Origin of the sequence: Pandoraea norimbergensis (genome assembly GCF_001465545.3) — a bacterium.
Classification (GTDB): domain Bacteria; phylum Pseudomonadota; class Gammaproteobacteria; order Burkholderiales; family Burkholderiaceae; genus Pandoraea; species Pandoraea norimbergensis.
The window spans coordinates 1,095,989-1,115,113 of the sequence record NZ_CP013480.3; the positions used below are offsets into that span (position 1 = coordinate 1,095,989).

Genomic DNA, 19,125 nt, shown 5'->3' on the forward strand with positions numbered 1-19,125 from the left:
ACGCCGTAAGACAAGATGAAGCGAGCGGTGAATCCCCATAGTCATGAGCGGTGCATGGCACGAAGCCGTTGGCTGGCTTGCCGCGCGCCGATGTACTGGATAGATGCAGGCGACGTTGGGTTGCCGGGTTCCGGCTTGGGGGCGACGAGGTGACAGGCAAGTATCTGGCGGCGAAGCTGCGCCTCAACGCTGGCGGGCGTCTCGTCGTCATCGAATCGATGCGTCCACCACACGTCACCGTGTGCGATGCAAACGCTGTCGCGGCGAAGCTCCGGCTGAGCGGCCAGCACGAGGGTGAGCCGCGTGAGCCAGCGCGGCGGCAGGGTGTCGTCGTCAGTAGCATGCGCACCGAGCCGGCGTTGCGCAGGCATCGGTATCGCGATGGCCACACAGAAACTATCGTTGAGCGTGCAGACCCAGCCACGTTGACCGTCGAGATCAATGGCATGGCGCGCGCCTTGTACATCGCGCGGGGTAATCCAGTCGAGGGCGGCGAGCGCGAAAGGCAAACGCATACGTGGAGAAGATTGTCGGGAGAGAGAAGGAGGGAGTACCGAACCCCGCAAAGCGGCGGTCGAACGAGGACGATCCATGTGTCCGGCCTGCGCCCGCAAAGACCGGAATTGTCGCGTGCCTGCGCGCGAGTGCCATCCGGCACATACCTGATTTCATGTGCCAGTACGCCACCGGAAGGCAAATATCCAACGTGATGTCGCGCGGGAGATACGGGATAAAGCTCAAGAGTCGTCTAGCTAATTCGGATACCAAAATTATGGTCAAAAATCCGTATATCCATAAAACACAAATGTCCAGGAGTCGGGAATGACGGGAAGCACAGGCGTTATCGTTGTAGAGGACCACGAGTTGCTGGCGGACGGCATGTGCCGTCTGGTCGAGGGGGATCTCAAGTGGCGCGTGCTCGCCCGGGTGGCCAACGGGCTCGACGTCTACCGTGCGTGTCAGGTGCATCGTCCCGATCTGGTGATGCTTGACCTCGGGCTGCCGGGGATGGACGGCATCGATGTCATTCGTCAGTGCTGTCAGCGCTGGCTCGGCCTGCGGGTATTGGTCAACTCGGCGAGTAACGACGGCGAGCGCGCGCGTCAGGCGCTCGATGCGGGCGCGGCGGCGTACGTGTTGAAAAGCAGCGCGCGCGATACGGTGATTCACGCTGCCCGGCAAGTGATGACAGGGCGGCGCTTCATTGACCCGGCCGTGTTTGGCGTGATGCGAACCCCGGCGCAGTCGCCCTACTTGCCAATCCCCTGCGACAACGAAACGCCTGAGCGTCTGCTCACGTTGCGAGAGCGTCAGGTACTCAAGCTGGTCGCAGAGGGGCAACGTAATCGAGACATCGCCGCACTGCTCTCGATCAGCATCAAGACGGTCGAGACGCACCGGCTCAACATGATGCGCAAGCTCGACGCTCACAACGTGGCCGATATCGTGAACTGGGCACACCGGCTCCGCATGATGTTGTGACGCCCGGACGATCGCGCGTTTTGGGGTGAAGTTCAGGTCTGCGCCGGATGTCCGGTGCAACACGTGTGCGAGACCATCGCTCGTGTTCTTGCCATTCCACTTCACGACTGCCTAACCGGTATCCGGTGCGCGCCGCATGCACTCCTCTCCGATCGATCTCCAGACGCAACGCAAGCTTGAGCAGCTCTTCGAACTGATGGCGCTGCCGGCACGCGCTATCGCACCGAAGATGCGGGTGACGCTTGCGCCGTGCCACCTGATGATCGAGGCCGGGACGACGGGGGTGACATTCGCGCTGACATTGATCGAGCGGACCGCACGAGCGGAGCGTTGGTTGCCGTTGTTGCTGCAAACCTGCGCGCCGGAGTGGAGCTTGGGCATTCCGGTGCGGGCCTGCGTGGCGCAGGGGCGTCCTATGTTGATCGCTACACCGGCCACGGCGTGTCGTTTGCAGGCGGGAGACTGGCTGCAATGTCTTTCGCGCATGCGGCGCCTGCTGGAGCGTATCCATGCCGAACAACAGCGCGATGCCCGTGATGTCAGCGACGCTGCGGAGCCACGAGGATGACCCGCGTGATGTCGTGGCTTGGCGCCGCCGCCGGGCGGCAGGACATCGTGCTGGCGGCATTGCTGCTTGTCACCGTCCTGATGATCATCATCCCGATGCCGCCTTCGGTGATGGACATGCTCATCGCGCTCAATCTTGCTGTGTCGTTGCTGCTCTTGATGGTGGCACTCTACGTCAACGAACCGCTCGATTTCTCTGTTTTCCCCTCCGTATTGTTGATGACCACGCTGTTTCGGCTGGGGCTGACGATCAGCACGAGCCGACTGATTCTGCTGCGTGCGGACGCGGGCGATATCGTCTACACCTTCGGAGACTTTGCGGCGGGCGGCAACATCGTGGTGGGGATGATCGTGTTCCTGATCATCACGGTGGTGAATTTCATCGTGATCACGAAGGGCTCCGAGCGGGTGGCGGAAGTTGGCGCACGATTCTCGCTCGATGGCATGCCCGGCAAGCAAATGAGTATCGACGGCGACCTGCGTGCGGGGACCATCGATGCGGTCGAAGCCGGCCGCCTGCGCCGGGTGGTGCAGAAGGAGAGTCAGTTCTACGGCGCGATGGATGGGGCGATGAAGTTCGTCAAGGGCGACGCCATCGCCGGTCTCGTGATCATCGTGGTCAACTTGCTGGGGGGGATCGGCGTCGGCGTGTTCATGCACGGCATGAGCGCCAGCGAGGCGGGTGCGCTCTACGCCATCCTGTCGATCGGAGACGGACTCGTATCGCAGATTCCGGCACTGCTCATTTCGGTGACGGCGGGCATTATCGTCACGCGGGTGCCGGGGGAACACCGGCATAACCTCGCGCGCGAACTGACCGACCAACTCGCCGCGCAGCCGCAGTCGCTGATGGTCGCGGCGGTGGTGCTGGTCCTGTTCGGGCTGATTCCGGGCTTTCCGATGCACTACTTCATTCTGCTCGCGGCAATGTCGGGCACGGCGGCATGGTGGGTGCGCCGCCGGGCACGCGAAGGTAGCACTGGCGCTGGCGGTGCCAGCGCAGACGGCGGTGCCGGGGGGGTACAAGCTGGCCGCCCCGGCGCGCAACCGTTGCAAGTTCGCGTCGGCAGCGGGTTGGTGAGTGCGTTGACAAGTACATCCGGCGGCGCGGGATCGCTTGGCACACGGATCGACGCATTACGTGATCAGAAATTCGAGCAGTTCGGCGTGCCGATGCCGGAAGTCTGTCTGGTGATCGACGCCTCGCTCGCGCCCGACATGCTCGATATCCAGCTCTATCACGAGAGCGTGTTGACGCTGCCGATGGCTCCCGGCATGGCGCTCGCGCGATTTGACGGCGAACATACGTTGACGACATTGCGTGGGCTCATCGCCAATGACGAAGACGACATTCCACGCACCCCGTTGTCGTTCGGTGGCCACATGCTCTACTGGCTCACGACGGCGCAGCAAGACCGGTGGCGCGAGCACGGTGGCGTGGCGCTCGAAGGCGATGAGCGTGTCGCGCATTGTGTGTCGCTGGTCATCGATGCCCATGCTGCCGATTTCCTTGGCGTGCAGGAAACGCGCTTCCTGATGGACGCGATGGAAGACCGCTACGGTGAACTGGTGAAGGAGTTGCAGCGCCAGTTGCCGATCAACCGCACGGCTGAAGTCTTGCAGCGACTGGTGGCCGAAGGCATTTCGATTCGAGACCTGCGGCGCGTGTTCGAGGCATTGATCGAATGGGCGCCGCGCGAGCGCGATCAGATCATGCTCACGGAATATGTGCGACTCGGCTTGCGGCGCCACATCACGCGGCGTTTCCGGCGCGGTAACGCGCAGATTGCGGGCTGGAATGTCGGCCAAGGGATCGAAGATACGGTACGCGCTGCCGTGCGTCAGACGTCGTCGGGGTCGTACGCCGATCTGAACGCCCAGCAGACGGAATCGATTCTGTGCGCCATCGACGACGTGCTGGCTGCGCACGACGGTAGCCCCGCGGTGCTGTTCACGGCGCTCGACGTGCGCCGTTTCGTGCGCAAGCTGATCGAGCGCGAGCGCGCCGATCTGGCGGTGCTGTCGTTTCAGGAGGTCGCGGACGAGCCACACGTTCGCGTGCTGGGCACAATCGATCTGCAAGGGGCCTATTGAACATGCGACAGCCCGATGCGATTCGTGTTGCCAACGCCTTGCGGCGCTCGCTCAGCGCACGCCGGAAGGCCTGCGAAGAATGGCGTGCCGCGCCCGGGCGAGACATCCCCCATGGACGCATCGACAAGGTCACGCCGAATGCGCTGCGAGCCCGGTTACCCGGTGCATCGCTGGGCGAGCAATGCCGCATCGTGTCGCCTGTTATCGATGCGGAAGTGATTGCCGTCGAAGGGCCGCATGTCTGGCTGTCTCCGTACGCGGAACCTCGCGGCGTGGCCAGCGGCGCGCTGGTGTATGCGCTCGGCACGCCGTCACGCGTCGCGGTGGACGAGCACATGGGCGGGCTCGTGCTCGACGGTCTCGGGAGAAGGCTGGATGCCGATGTGACGTCACGGGGCACGTTCGATGACCCGCACGACGTCGCGCGGCCCGGGACCGTCTGGCGATCCCTTGACACCGCGCCGCCGCCCGCGATGACCCGTGCGTTGGTCGGTACACCGTTGCCGCTCGGTATTCGTGCCATCGACGGCTTGTTGACCTGCGGCCGGGGGCAGCGAATCGGCATCTTCGCCGCTGCGGGCGGCGGCAAAAGCACGTTGCTTTCGATGATGTGTCAGGGGGCGGATGCCGACGTGATTGTGCTGGCGTTGATTGGTGAGCGTGGCCGGGAGGTTCGTGAATTTCTCGAACACGCGCTGCCCCCTGCCGCCAGAGCACGCACTGTCTGCGTGGTCGCAACCTCCGATCGTCCGGCACTGGAGCGCATGAAGGCTGCCTACACGGCCACGGCGATTGCCGAAGCGTTCCGTGATCAGGGCAAGGACGTGTTGCTGCTCATGGATTCGCTCACCCGTTTCGGGCGCGCGGTGCGAGATATCGGCATGGCGGCGGGCGAACCGCTGGGCGCGACCAGTGGTCTGCCTCCGAGTTTCTACGCCCGCCTGCCGCGCCTGCTCGAACGCGCGGGGACGGCAGCGCAGGGCAGCATTACGGCGTTCTACACGGTGCTGGTCGAAGGCGACAACCTCGATGAGCCGCTCGCCGACGAAGTCCGCTCGATTCTCGATGGTCACATCGTGCTCTCCCGCCGTCTCGCGCAAGAAAATCACTATCCGGCGATCGATGTCGCGGCAAGCCTGTCGCGCGTGATGAGCCAGGTGACCGACGCGCAGCACGTTCAGGCCGCCGCACGCGTGCGCCGCGCGATGGCATTGGCGTCCGACGTCGAACTGCTCGTGCGCGTTGGCGAATATCAACCGGGGGAAGACCCCGAGACGGACGATGCGCTCGCACGCGCACCCGAAATCCGCGAATTCCTTTGTCAGCCTTATGGCGACATCGCTCCCTTTGACGAGACACAGGCATGGCTCGCCCGTCTCACGATCTGAAAGCGATTGACCAGATCGACCAGATCTCCGCACTGGCGTCGATTGCCCGGCGGCGTGAGGTGAGTCTACGAACGGCTTTGACGCGGGCGACGCAGGCGCTCAGCGAGGCCGAAGCTGCCGAATCGCAATGCCGTCAGGCGTACGAGGTCCAGCGGGACCGCTGGCGCGATGCACTTGCGCGTGGCGGCGTGTATCGCCAACGCAGGCTCAATGAGGCAAGTCATTCGGTGGAGACCGAGCGTGCGGCGCTGGTCAACGCGTTATCGGCGCAGGATGCCGCTGTCTCTACGAGAGCGCGGGCGCAAGCGAACTTGCAGGAGCAACGGGCGCTACTGCAGGCAAATGCCCGCAAACAGGAGAAATTGCGTGAATGGCTGGCGTCGTTGCAGGCGTCGAAGGTCTCGCACCGTGCATGAGATTCCCCCGAATTCTGTTCGCAACCACAAGGACTTCACGATGAGCACCATACGTCGCAATAGCATGTCAGCCGAGGCATTTGCCAGCTTGGGTGCCGGTTCGCTGGTGCCGCATCGCAAGGCCAGTGAGGGGGGCGGTACGCGTCGGCAAATGGATGATGACGACGAGCGAGAATTCACGCTGAGCGCGGAACCGGCGCCGCGTGTCACCGGCCCGGCGGACGTGTTGCGCTGGCTTCGCGTCTGGCATGCGCGACAGGAGCAAGCGTGGGACGGCGGGAGTGCCTTGCGAATCTGCGTGCACGGTGGCGTGCTCGATGAGATGGTGGTGGAGGCAAGACGCGGGTTGCATGGCGTCACGCTCAGTCTGCTATCGCCGCGTCTGACGTTGTACCGTCGACTGTTGACACAACGCGGTCGTCTCGCCCGCGCAATGACCTGGCGGCTCGGCTTGCCGGTGACGGTCGAAGTCGAGGCACGCTATGCACCCTGAATCGAATGTCGCAATGGGGGCGGAGATCGCTGACGAGATATTCGGCGATATGTTGGGCGGCGGGGGCTGTGTTCAATTTGAACAGGGCGACTTGCAGGTGCGGGTGGGTTGGCTGCGTGTGGGAGGCGAGGGCCTGATCGTCACCGCGCGGGTGGACGAGGGCACGGTCGGGGAGGTGCGATTCTGGTGCGATGCTCAGCAGTGGAGCGAGTGGCTTGGGCCGTGGTTGCCGGTGCCGTCGTTCGAAGCGCTGCCGCAAGCCTGGCACGACATCGCTGCTTCTCTGACACTCGCTGCCAACGCTGCCAACGCTGCCTACGCCACCAACGCCACCAACGCTGCCAACGCTGCCAACGCCGCCAACGCCGGCGGTTACGGTGGCGGTTACGGTGGCGGCACATGGCCGCAGGCAACGCGACTGGCGCCATCGACCGTCGACCTTGCGTGGCGTATCGGTGTCGTGTTGCATCGCGATGGCAGACGGCTTGCATTGGCGTGGATCGGCGGGGCGGCTTCGTGGCTTCGAGAGCGATGCGAGCAGGCCGAAATGGATTCACAACCGATCGATCCCGCAGGCCTGCCGCAGCGCGAGTGCCTATTGGTTTGCGGATGGGCTGATATTTCGCGCGAGCAATGCGATGTTTTACGCGCTGGCGACGCCGTGATGCTCAACAGGTCGACCGATGTCGCGAATGGCGCGTATTGGGTCATTGATGGCGAGTACGCGTTGTCATATCCCGGCGCGTCTTCCGGACGGAGCGCGTCCGGCAATGGCGTCGAGGTGCTACGACTGAATAAGACAGATGTGGCAACGGCTGCGCCTTCTTCTGCACATATCTTCGCGACGCTGACCACGCAGCCCTTCCCGGTGCCAATGCTCAACGCCTGGCGAACCGGACAATTGCGTGAGGAGGCCGTGGACTTTGCGCGCGCCGAGCCGGTGCTTCACATGAGCCACGTCACGCTCTTGCGCGACGGCGTCGCATGGGCCGTGGCGCGCTTGCTTCGCTTTGAAACCGGCCAACTTGCGGTTTGCCTTGAATGTGAACGCGACAACGGCGACACCCCGCACAACATCGCTCAATGTCCTACCAATTCGGGTGGCGACCTGATGGGCGTGCACCCGCAGACCCCCTAAGATCGCGCCACTTGTCGTGGCATCCCGTGCATCGTCTGCGGAGCATTACGCGCTGCGTTGTCAGACGCTTGCATGCTGCCGCACTTCAACGCCGCACACGCGTGCCGGCCTCGGGTACTCAACGGAGTCCGTATGTCCCTGCTCGACCACCCGGTGCAGCTCGTGGTGTTGCTCTCGCTGCTGTCGATTCTGCCGCTGCTGGTCGTGCTCGGGACAGCGTTTCTGAAACTGGCCGTCGTGTTTGCCCTGCTGCGCAATGCACTCGGCACGCAACAGATTCCCCCCAACATCGCGATCTACGGTCTTTCACTCGTGCTGACCTGTTTCATCATGGCGCCAGTCGTTTTCGACATCGAAGCCAATCTCGCGAAGCGTCCTGTGGCGCTGTCGTCGCCGAGTGCCGTGGCCGATGCCGACGCCAGCATTCTGGTGCCGTATCGCGCCTTTCTCACGCGGCATACCGACCCACGCCAGCGCGATTTCTTCGCCGGGATTGCGAGCGACACGTGGCCAGAAAAGCACCGTGCCCGCATCGGTCCCGATTCACTGCTCGTGCTGATGCCTGCGTTCACGCTGAGCCAGCTCGCGGAGGCCTTCAAGATCGGGTTGCTGCTCTACCTGCCGTTTGTCGTCATCGATCTGGTGATCTCGAACATTCTGCTGGCGATGGGGATGATGATGGTCTCGCCCATGACTATTGCGCTGCCGTTCAAGCTGCTGGTGTTCGTGATGATGAACGGGTGGGAGCAGTTGGTCCGCCAGTTGCTCCTGTCGTATGCGTAATTCGGTATGCGTGATTCGGTATGCGTAATTCGGTATGCGTGAGTCGGTATGCGTGATTCCGTATGGGTGATCCGGCATGAGTGAAGCGATCGTCGTCAAATTCACGAGCGAGATGCTCTGGCTAACGCTGCTGCTGTCGCTGCCCACGGTCATCGTGGCGTCGGCGGTCGGTGTGTTCGTGTCGCTGGTGCAGGCGCTCACGCAGGTGCAGGACCAGACCGTGCAGTTCCTGATCAAGCTCATTGCGGTGTCGGTCACGCTGGTCGCGACCTATGGCTGGATGGGCAATGTGCTGCTCAATTACGCGGGCAGCGCATTCGAGCAGATCAGCCGAATGCAATGACCGAAGCCCTCGCATCGATACTGGACTCGACCCTCGGGTCGTCCATCGGACAAGTGCTGGGATCGGCATCTGGCGACGCGTTGTTTATGCGGCTCTGGGGCGACCTGTCCGGCTGGCTGCTCGCGTGGGGCGTGGCGGCGCTGCGCCCGCTTGGCGTGGCGATGCTGCTGCCGGTGTTCTCGCAAGGCATGCTCGGCGCCGGCATGCTCCGCAATGCGCTCGTACTGGCGTTGGCGCTGCCCGTGGTGCCGATGGTGCACGCCGGCCTCGATATCGCGCCGCAGTGGAGCACATGGGCGATGTTGATTCTTGGGGAACTGAGCGTCGGACTCCTGCTGGGCTTTGCGGCAGCGCTGCCCTTCTGGGCGGTCGACATGACCGGCTATGTGATCGACACGATTCGCGGCGCGTCGATGGCGAGCGTGCTCAATCCGCTCATGGGGGCACAGTCGTCGATCTTCGGCATCGCGCTCACCCAAATGCTGTGCGTGCTGTTCTTCGTGACGCCGGCGGCGCATTCGGTGCTCACTGCGTTGTACGACTCGTACGCTGTGTTGCCGCCGGGCACGGCATGGCGGTGGCAGGCGCAGGGTGTGCCATGGTTGCTCACGCTCTGGCAGGCCATGCAGACGATGTGCGTCGCGGTGGCCTTGCCTGCCATGGTGGTGATGGTGCTGGTCGATATGGCGATGGGTTTCATCAATCGCGCCGCGCAGCAACTCAACGTGTTCTTCCTCGCCATGCCGGTCAAGAGCGCGATGGCACTGCTTGTCACGCTGGCCAGTCTGCCGTTCGCCATCGCCGTGCCGCTGGGCTACTGGTATCGGTTGCCCGAGATGTTTCAGTCGTGGGTCGTGACCGCCTTAGGGAATGGCTGAACGCCCATGAGCGAAAAGAATCAGCCGCCCACACCCAAGAAGATTCAGGACGAGCGCAAGAAAGGGCGCGTCGCGAAGAGCGCCGACCTCACGGTTTGTGCGCAACTCGGCGTCGTGCTCGCCTGGCTGGTCTTCGAGGGGCCCACGCTGTACGGCGCCTGCGTGGGTCTTGTGCAGCGAATGTTGCTGGTGCTGGGCGATCCCGTCGGCGAAGCAGTGCGTGGCTTGCTGGTGCCGTCGCTATTGCTGCTCGTGCGATTTTGCGGCGGGCTGGCCGTGGTGCTGATCGTGACCACCTGGCTCGTCATGGTGTTGCAAATCGGCGTGCTGGTGGCACCAGACGCGATCACGCCGAAATTCGAGCGCATCGATCCCATTGCCAAAGCCAAACAGTTGTTCTCGATGCAGTCGCTCTTCGAGTTTGCGAAGTCGTTGCTCAAGGTCGGCGTGCTCGGCACGGTGTTCTTCTATCTGATCCGGCAGTACACCCCATCGCTCGCCGTGCTGCCGCAATGCGGCGCGGACTGCGGCCTCACGTTGACGGCGCGCCTGCTGTTCTGGCTGATGTCGGTGCTCATCATTGCGTACGTGGTGTTCGGTGCGCTCGATTTCGCTTATCAGAAATACAACCTTCACAAGCAACTGATGATGTCGCACGACGAGATCAAGCGTGAATTCAAAGAGGTCGACGGCAATCCGGAGATCAAGCACAAACGCCGAGAAATTCACCGGGAAACGATCGAGAGCGGCAGTCTCGCCAGCAATGTGAAGCGCTCGACGGTGGTGGTGCGCAACCCAACGCGACTCGCCGTGTGCTTGCGATATGTGGCCGGCGAAACGCCGGTGCCCTGTGTGATCGAGAAGGGACGCGACGCTCGCGCACGCACGATTGTTGCGTTAGCGGAGCGCGAAGGCGTGCCGGTGGTCGAGCACATTCCGGTGGCGCGGCGGCTGATGGCCGATGTTGCCATCGACGCACCGATTCCTTCGGATCTCTTCGATGTCGTGGCGGCGATTCTGCGACTCGCGCTCGATTTGCCCTATGAGGTGGACGGGGCGGTCGAACCGGGCGCTGATGAAGCATCACCGAATGCGGCGCCAAATGTGGCTCCAAATGCGGCTCCGAGTGCGACGCCGGGTAGAGGAGAGGCGTCGTGACGCGATCGACGGTGAGGGGATGGCGCTGGCTGATGCGAATGATGTATCCGGTCTGGCTTCCCGGGGCCGTGTTGGCACTGGCGCTCATCCACGTGCCATTGAGGGTGCAATCCGCACAGGACCGCCTGACGCTTCCATCACATCCGAGAATGACTGACGCGAACGTCGAGGTGCCGGTGCCGCGCGTTGCGCCTGTACCCGCAGGCGTGTCTGCGCATGAAGCCGTGACGCAGAGCGTTGAGGTGCCGGAAGATCGCCGCGATCAGGGCGATGATATTGCGGCGGCCTCGTCGCCAGCTCTGCCATTCGACACGCTGGTGCAGACGACGGCGACCGACTTGTCGCTCGACGCCGCGTTGCTCCATGCCATCGTGAATGTAGAGTCGGGATACGACGCGCTGGCCGTATCGCGCAAAGGCGCCATCGGCCTGATGCAGGTGCGCCCGCAGACGGGCGCTCGTTTCGGCTTTCGCCGTCTGGAAGATCCGGCCGAGAACCTGCGCGCGGGGGCGACGTACCTGCAATGGCTGCTTACGCGCTTCGACGGCGATTTGTCGCTGGCACTCGCGGCGTACAACGCAGGAGAGGGGGCGGTGCTGCGGTATGGCCGAAAGATTCCGCCATACCCTGAAACGCAGGGCTACGTTCGCAAAGTGATGGCGGGCTATTCACGGCTGGTGGCGGAGCGCGTGCCGGTGGTTGCCGAAAAACGGGCGCAGACTGGCGCTAGCAAGGTCGGCGCAGCGGTCGCCACGCCGGAGAATTCCCGGGCGTGGCAATTGCTGAGGGGGCTGGGGGCGTTGATCACGCGCAGTCCGTCAGACGAGTCTGGCGGCGGTGAGGCCTCGCAAGGCCGTGACGCCCCGGCTGTCGCGGTACCGGTCAAGCGGAAGCCACCAAACCACGGTTAGTCGCGGCGAGTAACCGTCAGTCACGCAGCCAGTCACGGCCAGTGTCGCGGGTAGCCGTGGATGTCCTTAGACGGGTGGTCAGAGCGCCGGTGCCGTGTCGGCGACCGACGCGCGTGCCGACATGCGCTCGAAATGGCGTTCGAGATTGGGGTGGTCGCGGCGCCATTCGATTTCCGGAAAGCGGAAGTCGAGGAAGCCGAGCGCGCAGACGAGGGCCACATCGGCCAGCGTCAGGCGGTTGCTCGCGCACCATTGGCGTTCATCGAGCCCCTGCGACATGGCACGCAGTGCCTCGTCGATCTTGCTGCGCTGACGGTCGATGAGCGCTTGCGAGCGTGAGGCTTCATCGTGGAACTTCATTTCGACACGGATCTGCACGGCGGCATCGGTTACCCCGTCGGCGAGGGCTTCCCACACCCGCACCTCGGCGCGTTCGCGGCCCGAAGGGGGAATGAGCTTGCCCACCGGCGAAAGCGTGTCGAGATACTCGCAAATCACCCGCGAATCGAAGACGGCTTCCCCGTCTTCCATCACCAGACATGGCACTTTGGCCAGCGGGTTGGACTGCTGGATGCGGGTGTCGTCGGCCCACACGTTCTCTAGCTCAAGCTTGTAATCGAGCTTCTTTTCCGCGAGCACGATGCGGACTTTTCGAACGTAAGGGCTGGCGAGGGCACCGATCAACTTCATGTGAATCCTTGATAAATCGCAATAGCGCCGCAGAGTATAACGTGCCGCCCGGGGCATCGCGTAGCGCCTGGGGAGCCCCGCCGGGAGCGGAAAGGGCGTGAACCGGACAGGCAATGGTAAAATATCGGCCTTTCCGAGTTGGCGTTTCCGTTTTGCAAGGTTTGGCCGGCGTCGCGCGGTGTTCCGGGCTCCCCTATGGGGACGGCCGGCCTCGTGCGAGTGCTGCGGCAGGCCTCGCCGGCTCCCCGGTTTTCTTTTTCGGTGCCCAGTGCCATGTCCGACGAATTCTCCCCCTTGACCGCGCTTTCCCCGCTCGACGGCCGCTATGCCAGCAAGACCGACGCCCTGCGTCCGTGGCTGTCCGAAGCCGCTTTCATGCGCCATCGCGTGACGGTCGAAATCCATTGGCTGATCGCCCTGTCGAAGGCCGGTTTTGCCGAGATCGCCCCGTTCTCGGCGGAAGCGGAGAAATTCCTGCTGGATCTGGCGGCCAACTTCTCGAATGCCGATGCCCAGCGCATCAAGGACATCGAGAAAGTCACCAACCACGATGTGAAGGCCGTCGAATACTGGCTCAAGGAGAAGGTGCAGGGTCAGGCCGAACTCGAGAAGGCCAGCGAGTTCATCCACTTCGCCTGCACGTCGGAAGACATCAACAACACCTCGCACGGCCTGATGATCAAGGGCGCCCGCGACAAGGTGATCGTGCCTGCGCTCGAATCGCTGGTCGCCAAGCTGAGCGAACTGGCCCGCGAACACGCTTCGCAGCCGATGCTCTCGCGCACCCACGGTCAGCCGGCCTCGCCGACCACGCTGGGCAAGGAACTGGCCAACGTGGCCGTGCGTCTGGCCCGTGCCCTGGAGCGCGTGCGCCGCGTCGAGCTGCTCGCCAAGATGAACGGTGCCGTGGGTAACTACAACGCCCACCTGTCGGCCTATCCGACATATGACTGGGAAGCGTTCTCGAAGGCTGTTATCGAGCAACGTCTGGGCCTCACGTTCAACCCGTACACGATCCAGATCGAGCCGCACGACTACATGGCCGAACTGTTCGACGCCGTGGCGCGCGCCAACACGATCCTGCTCGACTTGAACCGCGACGTCTGGGGTTACATCTCGGTTGGCTACTTCAAGCAGAAGACGAAGGCCGGCGAAATCGGCTCGTCGACCATGCCGCACAAGGTCAACCCGATCGATTTCGAGAACTCGGAAGGCAATCTGGGCCTGGCCAACGCCGTGTTGCACCATCTGGCCGAGAAGCTGCCGGTGTCGCGCTGGCAGCGTGACCTGACCGACTCGACCGTGCTGCGCAACATTGGCGTCGCGTTCGGCTACAGCCTGCTCGCCTACGATTCGTGCCTGCGCGGTCTGGCCAAGCTCGAAGTCAACCCGCAACGTCTGAACGAAGATCTGGACAACACGTGGGAAGTGCTGGCCGAGCCGGTGCAGACGGTGATGCGCCGCTTCGGTGTGCCCAACCCGTACGAGCAACTGAAGGAACTCACGCGCGGCAAGGGCATTACCCGTGAAGCGCTGCAAACCTTCATCAAGCAACTGGCGATTCCGGAAGATGCCAAGGCGCTTCTGCTGGAAATGACGCCGGCAAACTACATCGGTATCGCCGAGTCGCTTGCCAAGCGCGTCTGACGCATCCGACGTGTTTGACACGTAGTACGTTGCAAACAAAAAGGGCCGCTGATGCGGCCCTTTTTGCATGTCATACGGGGTACTGACGAGATGTGTATCATGGCCGCATAACTCAAAAGGAGAATCCCCAGAAATGAAGCTCGCCCTTGCTCTCACTACCCTCGCCGCGGCTTTGGTCCCGGCGCTCTCGCACGCCCAGTTCGCCAAGCCCGACGACGCTGTGGAGTACCGCCAGTCGGCCCTGTTCCTGCTCGGTAACCACTTCGGCCGCATCGGTGCGGTCGTCAAGGGCGACGTGCCGTTCAACAAGGACGACGTGGCCAAGAACGCCGAACTCGTCGCCACGCTCTCGAAGCTGCCGTGGCCCGCTTTCGAAGGCGGTCAGACGACGGCAAAGAGCAAGGCCAAGCCGGAAGTCTTCACCGACAAGGTGAAGTTCCAGCAAGCGCAGGAGAAGATGGAGACGGCCGTGGCGCAATTGAACACGGTGGCCAAGGGCGGTGATCTGGCATCGATCAAGAAGGCCTTCGGCGACGCCGCACAGACCTGCAAGAGCTGCCACGACAACTTCCGCGCGAAGTAAGTCGGTCAGTCGATTTGCGGCATGCGTGGGGCGGTGTTCACCGTCTGACGCCGCCAAAGAAAAAGACCGGTCCCCGCGAGGGCACCGGTCTTTTTTGTCCGCTATCGACAGCCGGATGGTCGAGCGATGTAAGGACGGACTTCGCCTGAAGCGCCCGCGAAATCAATAGGACGGCAGCGACGCCACGGCTGGCGTGAGATGGACGATGCGGTACACCAGCGCTGACGCCAGCACGATCAGCACCAGCGCCCCGGCACGCACGCGCCAGTCGTCGCGGGCAGAGCGAGCGGGCGTAGCCAGATGCTTGTCGCCGTGGATCATGGGCGTGATCAGATCTTTCTTTTTGCCGAGGCGGTAGTAAAGAATCGCCAGCACGTGCAGCACCACCAGCCCGATCAGCACCCATTGGTTGAGCTGGTGCCAGCCGGTGAGCGTGTCGCTCAGGTCCTTGTCGATGAACTTGACGAGCGGGCCGTCGTTGAAAATGTCGTCGTTCGAGAACAGACCAAGCACCACCTGAATGCCGAAGAACAGCAGCATGGCGATGACCGACAGCCCGCCGAGCGGCGTGTGTCCGGCAAAGCGCGCGTCGGTGGCAGCGGGGGTACGCAACGACTGGAAAAACGTCCGTGGACCGGTCATGAAGTCGCAAAAACGGGCATAGCGCGGGCCCACGAGCCCCCAGACCAGCCGGAAGATCAGCAGCGCGAGAATCGCGTAGCCGCACCAGAAGTGATAGATCATCGCGTTGCCACCAGTCTTGGCGGTGACGTAGGCGGTGACCGCCAGCACGACAAACGACCAGTGGAAGAGACGGGTGGGCAGGTCCCAGATGCGGATCGGCTTCATGGCGGGCAAGGTCGGGGAATGTTGTAGATAGTCGTAATCGACGAATCTCGCGAGATTACCGCAAGCCCGTGGCGCACGCACGTATTGGGTTCGACATTCGGTTCGACGAGGACAGGCGAAAAAAAACCGCCGGACAGGCCGGCGGTTTTTTCAGACAAGTGACGAGTGGCAAGGCGAGCCGGTCAGACTCGTGCGCCAAAGTTCGGATCGTTACGATCGGAACCTTCTTCTTCGTCCTTGCTGTTGTGCTTGATGAGGTCTTCGCGCTTCACGCCAAACCACATCGCAAGCGCTGCCGCCACGAACACCGACGAGTAGATACCGAACAGAATACCCACGGTCAGTGCCAGTGCGAAGTAGTGCAGCGTCTGGCCGCCGAAGAAGAACATCGACAGCACCATCATTTCCGTACTGGCGTGGGTGATGATCGTACGCGACATGGTCGTCGTAATGGCGTGATCGATCACTTCCTGCACGGTGGCCTTGCGCATCTTGCGGAAGGTTTCGCGAATCCGGTCGAAGATAACGACCGATTCGTTCACCGAGTAGCCGAGCACCGCCAACACCCCCGCGAGCACCGCCAGCGAGAACTCCCACTGGAAGTACGCGAAGAAGCCCAGAATGATCACCACGTCGTGCAAGTTGGCGATCACGCCGGCCACAGCGAATTTCCATTCGAAGCGGAACGACAGGTAGATGATGATGCCGACCACCACGAACGTCAGCGCCAGCAGCCCGTCGGTAAAGAGCTCGTGGCCGATCTGCGGGCCGACGAATTCCACCCGGCGCAGTTGCACGTCAGGCGCGTCAGCCTTGAGTGCGCCCATGACGGCGTCGCTCTGCTGGGCGCTGGTGACTTGCTTGCCGTCCGTGCCGGTCTGAATCGGCAGACGGATCATCACGTCGCGCGAGGTGCCGAAGCTCTGCACCTGCACGTCGCGATAGCCGAGCTTGCCGACTTCGCCGCGAATCTTCTCGAGATCAGCCGCTTGCGTGTAGGCCACTTCCATGACCGTCCCGCCCGTGAACTCGATCGACAGATGCAGACCGCGCGTGAGCAGGAAGAACACGGCCGCGACAAATGTCAGCGCCGAAATAACGTTGAAGATCAGGGCATGCCGCATGAACGGCACGTCTTTCTTGATACGGAAAAATTCCATGACTGTTTCCTCTCGCGCCTGCGGTTATTGCTCGCCTGCGTCGGGTGCGTTCTTCGCACCGTCCGGGCGCCAGACTTGACCGATCGCCAGCGATTTGAGCTTGCGACGGCCGCCATACCACAGGTTGACCAAGCCGCGCGAGAAGAACACGGCAGAGAACATCGAGGTCAGGATACCCAGGCAGTGCACCACGGCAAACGCGCGCACCGGGCCCGAACCGAAGGCCAGCAGCGCCAGACCGGCGATCAGCGTGGTCACGTTCGAGTCCAGAATCGTGGCCCAGGCGTGTTCGAAGCCCAGCGAAATGGCCTTTTGCGCCGAAGCGCCGGCCCGCAGTTCTTCACGAATCCGCTCGTTGATCAGCACGTTGGCGTCGATGGCCATACCGAGCGTGAGCGCGATAGCGGCAATACCCGGCAGCGTGAGCGTGGCCTGCAACAGCGACAGCATGGCGACGAGCAGCAACAGGTTGAACAGCAGGGCGATCACCGAGAACACGCCGAACAGCATGTAGTACATCATCATGAACAGGGCGATGGCGATCAGGCCGTACAGCACCGAATCCACACCCTTTTGCACGTTATCGGCACCGAGGCTCGGGCCGATCGTACGTTCTTCGATGATTTCCATCGGCGCGGCCAGCGAACCGGCGCGCAGCAGCAGCGCCAGATCGTTGGCGCCCTGTGCCGAGCCCATGCCGGTGATCTGGAAGCTCTGACCCAGTTCGCTGCGGATGTTCGCCACCGTCAGCACTTCGCCCTTGCCCTTTTCGAACAGCACGATGGCCATCGGCTTGCCGATGTTGTCGCGCGAGACGTCGCGCAGCACACGGCCACCGGCGGCGTCGAGCTTGATGTTTACCGACGGTTGCTGGTGATCGTCGAAGCCGGCGGCGGCGCTGGTGATGCGGTCGCCGCTGAAGATCACCGAACGCTTGAGCAGCACCGGCGCGCCATTGCCATGCAGGAACAGTTCGTCCTGCGGCGGCACCGGCGTGTCGGCCGTCACGAGACGCGGGGCGTCCGGGTCTGCCAGACGGGCTTCGAGCGTTGCCGTACGGCCGATGATGTCCTTCGCCTTGGCGGTGTCCTGCACGCCCGGCAATTGCACGACGATACGGTCAGGGCCTTCCTGCTGGATCACCGGCTCGGCCACACCGAGTTCGTTCACGCGGTTATGCAACGTGACGATGTTCTGCTTGACGGCGTTGTCCTGCACCGCGCGGCGGGCCGCTTCGGTGAACGCACCCACGACCTTGAACGTGCCGTTAGGACCGGCTTGCGTGGTGTAGGTGAGATCGGGCAGGCCATCGGCGAGCACGCCACGGGCGCGATCGGATTCATCCTGACTCGTGAAAGCGACTTCGATACCGCTGTCCGTGCGCGTCACGCCGTTGTGACGGACGTTCTTGTCGCGCAGCAGGGCACGGGCGTCGGCGGCCGAGGCGTCGAGACGCTTCGTGATGGCACCGGCCATGTCCACTTGCAACAGGAAGTGCACACCGCCACGCAAGTCGAGACCGAGATACATCGGCAGCGCGTGCATCTTGGTCAGCCACGAGGGCGAAGCCGAGAGCAGGTTCAGCGCGACGACGTAGGTCGGGTCGGTGGGGTCGGCGTTCAGCGACGTCTGGAGAAGATCCTTGGCGCGCAGCTGCGTGTCGGTATCCGAGAAGCGGATACGCACGCTCGGGTTGCTACCGGTGCTGTCGAACACTGCCCCTTGATAGGTAATGTTCTGCGCCTTGAGCGCGTCTTCAGCGCGCGCGAGCGTCGAGGGATCGACCTTGACGGTCGCCTTGACGCTGGAAATCTGTACCGCGGGTGTTTCACCGAACAAGTTCGGCAGCGTGTAGAGCACCCCGATGGCGAGAGCCACCAGAATGACGATGTATTTCCAGAGAGGATAGCGATTCATAGCGGCGGGCTAGGGTGATGCCTCGTGGCAAACCGTGCTTCAGACCGGACGCATGGCGGCACCCGTGCCCCGAAGGGCGGGTACCGCCATGCGTTGCGGCCGCCGGATGTGGCGGCCGCGTGCGGTTGCGCGAAGGATCAGAGCGCCTTGATGGTGCCCTTCGGCAGCAGGGTCGTGATAGCGCCCTTTTGCACGTTGATCTCGACGTTCTCGGCGATCTCAACGGTCACGAAGGTCTCACCGACCTTCGAGATACGACCGGCGAGGCCGCCCGAGGTCACGACTTCGTCGCCCTTGGCGAGCGCTGCCAGCATGTTGCGGGTTTCTTTCTGACGCTTCATCTGCGGACGGATCATGATGAAGTACAGCACCACGAACATCAGTACGAGCGGCAGGAAGCTCATCAGGTTGCTGGTCGAGCTGGCGGCGCCAGCCGTCTGGGCGAAGGCTTCTGAAATCAGCACGTTCGGTTCTCCTTATGTGTAAGACGTGTAAAAGCCGCGTGTGGCCGGTTATCCGGTCACGCGCGGCATGTGTTTCGGTGCGAGGATGCAGGATCCAAGCCCGGCATTTTACCACCGCCCGACCCCATTCCCCCGGGGATTCGGTGCCTGAGCCTCAGGCGCCG

At 63.0% G+C, this 19,125-nt stretch carries 20 protein-coding genes; 14 read left to right on the forward strand and 6 right to left on the reverse strand.

Annotated features, from left to right (window positions below):
- Nucleotides 1-41: 41 nt before the first annotated feature.
- The gene (locus tag AT302_RS04910) at nucleotides 42-515 is read right to left on the reverse strand and encodes a hypothetical protein (RefSeq protein WP_058377474.1); all 474 of its coding nucleotides are present in this window, start codon (nucleotides 513-515) and stop codon (nucleotides 42-44) included.
- Between the two features lie 307 nt (nucleotides 516-822).
- On the opposite strand from AT302_RS04910, the gene AT302_RS04915 reads away from it, so the two are divergent.
- The 12 genes from AT302_RS04915 (at nucleotide 823) to AT302_RS04970 (ending at nucleotide 11,651) form a co-directional block, all read left to right on the forward strand.
- Nucleotides 823-1,482 carry a two component system response regulator gene (locus AT302_RS04915; RefSeq protein WP_058377475.1) on the forward strand — a complete coding sequence of 220 codons (660 nt, stop codon included), beginning with the start codon at nucleotides 823-825 and terminating at the stop codon, nucleotides 1,480-1,482.
- A gap of 136 nt (nucleotides 1,483-1,618) precedes the next feature.
- Nucleotides 1,619-2,050 carry a hypothetical protein gene (locus AT302_RS04920; protein WP_058377476.1) on the forward strand — a complete coding sequence of 144 codons (432 nt, stop codon included), beginning with the start codon at nucleotides 1,619-1,621 and terminating at the stop codon, nucleotides 2,048-2,050.
- Nucleotides 2,047-4,143, forward strand: a complete 2,097-nt coding sequence (sctV, locus tag AT302_RS04925) for a type III secretion system export apparatus subunit SctV (RefSeq protein ID WP_058377477.1) — start codon at nucleotides 2,047-2,049, stop codon at nucleotides 4,141-4,143. Before AT302_RS04920 ends, sctV begins: the two co-directional genes overlap by 4 nt.
- Nucleotides 4,144-4,145: 2 nt before the next feature.
- Complete coding sequence (locus AT302_RS04930) at nucleotides 4,146-5,531, forward strand: FliI/YscN family ATPase (protein ID WP_058377478.1); 1,386 nt, start codon at nucleotides 4,146-4,148, stop codon at nucleotides 5,529-5,531.
- A complete protein-coding gene (locus AT302_RS04935) occupies nucleotides 5,507-5,947 on the forward strand; it encodes a hypothetical protein (RefSeq protein ID WP_058377479.1) in 441 nt (146 codons plus the stop codon). The genes AT302_RS04930 and AT302_RS04935 overlap by 25 nt, the downstream gene beginning before the upstream one ends.
- 40 nt (nucleotides 5,948-5,987) lie before the next feature.
- A complete protein-coding gene (locus tag AT302_RS04940) occupies nucleotides 5,988-6,440 on the forward strand; it encodes a hypothetical protein (protein WP_157125683.1) in 453 nt (150 codons plus the stop codon).
- On the forward strand, nucleotides 6,430-7,578 hold the full coding sequence (locus tag AT302_RS04945) for a hypothetical protein (RefSeq protein ID WP_157125684.1): 1,149 nt from the start codon (nucleotides 6,430-6,432) through the stop codon (nucleotides 7,576-7,578). The genes AT302_RS04940 and AT302_RS04945 overlap by 11 nt, the downstream gene beginning before the upstream one ends.
- A 132-nt stretch (nucleotides 7,579-7,710) precedes the next feature.
- Nucleotides 7,711-8,361: a type III secretion system export apparatus subunit SctR gene (sctR, locus tag AT302_RS04950; RefSeq protein ID WP_058377482.1), complete on the forward strand. Its 651-nt coding sequence runs from the start codon at nucleotides 7,711-7,713 to the stop codon at nucleotides 8,359-8,361.
- Nucleotides 8,362-8,437: 76 nt separating this feature from the next.
- Nucleotides 8,438-8,704 (forward strand): type III secretion system export apparatus subunit SctS, encoded by a 267-nt coding sequence (gene sctS / locus AT302_RS04955; protein WP_058377483.1) that lies wholly within the window; start codon nucleotides 8,438-8,440, stop codon nucleotides 8,702-8,704.
- Nucleotides 8,701-9,582, forward strand: a complete 882-nt coding sequence (gene sctT / locus AT302_RS04960; protein ID WP_084656024.1) for a type III secretion system export apparatus subunit SctT — start codon at nucleotides 8,701-8,703, stop codon at nucleotides 9,580-9,582. The genes sctS and sctT overlap by 4 nt, the downstream gene beginning before the upstream one ends.
- 6 nt (nucleotides 9,583-9,588) lie before the next feature.
- Nucleotides 9,589-10,740: an EscU/YscU/HrcU family type III secretion system export apparatus switch protein gene (locus AT302_RS04965; RefSeq protein ID WP_058377484.1), complete on the forward strand. Its 1,152-nt coding sequence runs from the start codon at nucleotides 9,589-9,591 to the stop codon at nucleotides 10,738-10,740.
- On the forward strand, nucleotides 10,737-11,651 hold the full coding sequence (locus AT302_RS04970; RefSeq protein ID WP_237172064.1) for a lytic transglycosylase domain-containing protein: 915 nt from the start codon (nucleotides 10,737-10,739) through the stop codon (nucleotides 11,649-11,651). The genes AT302_RS04965 and AT302_RS04970 overlap by 4 nt, the downstream gene beginning before the upstream one ends.
- A 78-nt stretch (nucleotides 11,652-11,729) precedes the next feature.
- Here AT302_RS04970 and AT302_RS04975 read toward each other — a convergent pair whose 3' ends face one another.
- The gene (locus AT302_RS04975; RefSeq protein WP_058377486.1) at nucleotides 11,730-12,341 is read right to left on the reverse strand and encodes a glutathione S-transferase family protein; all 612 of its coding nucleotides are present in this window, start codon (nucleotides 12,339-12,341) and stop codon (nucleotides 11,730-11,732) included.
- A 273-nt stretch (nucleotides 12,342-12,614) separates the two neighbouring features.
- Here AT302_RS04975 and purB point away from each other — a divergent pair, with 273 nt between their 5' ends.
- Nucleotides 12,615-13,988, forward strand: a complete 1,374-nt coding sequence (gene purB, locus AT302_RS04980) for an adenylosuccinate lyase (protein ID WP_058380106.1) — start codon at nucleotides 12,615-12,617, stop codon at nucleotides 13,986-13,988.
- Nucleotides 13,989-14,121: 133 nt separating this feature from the next.
- Nucleotides 14,122-14,571, forward strand: a complete 450-nt coding sequence (locus AT302_RS04985; RefSeq protein WP_058377487.1) for a c-type cytochrome — start codon at nucleotides 14,122-14,124, stop codon at nucleotides 14,569-14,571.
- Between the two features lie 162 nt (nucleotides 14,572-14,733).
- Here AT302_RS04985 and AT302_RS04990 read toward each other — a convergent pair whose 3' ends face one another.
- The 4 genes from AT302_RS04990 to yajC all read right to left on the reverse strand — a co-directional run bounded on the left by AT302_RS04990 (nucleotide 14,734) and on the right by yajC (nucleotide 18,901).
- Nucleotides 14,734-15,420: a cytochrome b/b6 domain-containing protein gene (locus AT302_RS04990; RefSeq protein ID WP_058377488.1), complete on the reverse strand. Its 687-nt coding sequence runs from the start codon at nucleotides 15,418-15,420 to the stop codon at nucleotides 14,734-14,736.
- Nucleotides 15,421-15,602: 182 nt separating this feature from the next.
- Nucleotides 15,603-16,580, reverse strand: a complete 978-nt coding sequence (secF, locus tag AT302_RS04995) for a protein translocase subunit SecF (protein WP_058377489.1) — start codon at nucleotides 16,578-16,580, stop codon at nucleotides 15,603-15,605.
- Nucleotides 16,581-16,604: 24 nt separating this feature from the next.
- Nucleotides 16,605-18,497 carry a protein translocase subunit SecD gene (gene secD / locus AT302_RS05000; protein WP_058377490.1) on the reverse strand — a complete coding sequence of 631 codons (1,893 nt, stop codon included), beginning with the start codon at nucleotides 18,495-18,497 and terminating at the stop codon, nucleotides 16,605-16,607.
- A 137-nt stretch (nucleotides 18,498-18,634) separates the two neighbouring features.
- On the reverse strand, nucleotides 18,635-18,901 hold the full coding sequence (yajC, locus tag AT302_RS05005) for a preprotein translocase subunit YajC (protein WP_233179920.1): 267 nt from the start codon (nucleotides 18,899-18,901) through the stop codon (nucleotides 18,635-18,637).
- Nucleotides 18,902-19,125: the final 224 nt, after the last annotated feature.

What these genes read in the sequence shown, in the direction of transcription:
- AT302_RS04910 (WP_058377474.1), bottom strand. Translation starts at nt 515, where the DNA reads ATGCGTTTGCCTTTCGCGCTCGCCGCCCTCGACTGGATTACCCCGCGC.
- AT302_RS04915 (WP_058377475.1), top strand. Translation starts at nt 823, where the DNA reads ATGACGGGAAGCACAGGCGTTATCGTTGTAGAGGACCACGAGTTGCTG.
- AT302_RS04920 (WP_058377476.1), top strand. Translation starts at nt 1,619, where the DNA reads ATGCACTCCTCTCCGATCGATCTCCAGACGCAACGCAAGCTTGAGCAG.
- sctV (WP_058377477.1), top strand. Translation starts at nt 2,047, where the DNA reads ATGACCCGCGTGATGTCGTGGCTTGGCGCCGCCGCCGGGCGGCAGGAC.
- AT302_RS04930 (WP_058377478.1), top strand. Translation starts at nt 4,146, where the DNA reads ATGCGACAGCCCGATGCGATTCGTGTTGCCAACGCCTTGCGGCGCTCG.
- AT302_RS04935 (WP_058377479.1), top strand. Translation starts at nt 5,507, where the DNA reads ATGGCTCGCCCGTCTCACGATCTGAAAGCGATTGACCAGATCGACCAG.
- AT302_RS04940 (WP_157125683.1), top strand. Translation starts at nt 5,988, where the DNA reads ATGAGCACCATACGTCGCAATAGCATGTCAGCCGAGGCATTTGCCAGC.
- AT302_RS04945 (WP_157125684.1), top strand. Translation starts at nt 6,430, where the DNA reads ATGCACCCTGAATCGAATGTCGCAATGGGGGCGGAGATCGCTGACGAG.
- sctR (WP_058377482.1), top strand. Translation starts at nt 7,711, where the DNA reads ATGTCCCTGCTCGACCACCCGGTGCAGCTCGTGGTGTTGCTCTCGCTG.
- sctS (WP_058377483.1), top strand. Translation starts at nt 8,438, where the DNA reads ATGAGTGAAGCGATCGTCGTCAAATTCACGAGCGAGATGCTCTGGCTA.
- sctT (WP_084656024.1), top strand. Translation starts at nt 8,701, where the DNA reads ATGACCGAAGCCCTCGCATCGATACTGGACTCGACCCTCGGGTCGTCC.
- AT302_RS04965 (WP_058377484.1), top strand. Translation starts at nt 9,589, where the DNA reads ATGAGCGAAAAGAATCAGCCGCCCACACCCAAGAAGATTCAGGACGAG.
- AT302_RS04975 (WP_058377486.1), bottom strand. Translation starts at nt 12,341, where the DNA reads ATGAAGTTGATCGGTGCCCTCGCCAGCCCTTACGTTCGAAAAGTCCGC.
- purB (WP_058380106.1), top strand. Translation starts at nt 12,615, where the DNA reads ATGTCCGACGAATTCTCCCCCTTGACCGCGCTTTCCCCGCTCGACGGC.
- AT302_RS04985 (WP_058377487.1), top strand. Translation starts at nt 14,122, where the DNA reads ATGAAGCTCGCCCTTGCTCTCACTACCCTCGCCGCGGCTTTGGTCCCG.
- AT302_RS04990 (WP_058377488.1), bottom strand. Translation starts at nt 15,420, where the DNA reads ATGAAGCCGATCCGCATCTGGGACCTGCCCACCCGTCTCTTCCACTGG.
- secF (WP_058377489.1), bottom strand. Translation starts at nt 16,580, where the DNA reads ATGGAATTTTTCCGTATCAAGAAAGACGTGCCGTTCATGCGGCATGCC.
- secD (WP_058377490.1), bottom strand. Translation starts at nt 18,497, where the DNA reads ATGAATCGCTATCCTCTCTGGAAATACATCGTCATTCTGGTGGCTCTC.
- yajC (WP_233179920.1), bottom strand. Translation starts at nt 18,901, where the DNA reads ATGAGCTTCCTGCCGCTCGTACTGATGTTCGTGGTGCTGTACTTCATC.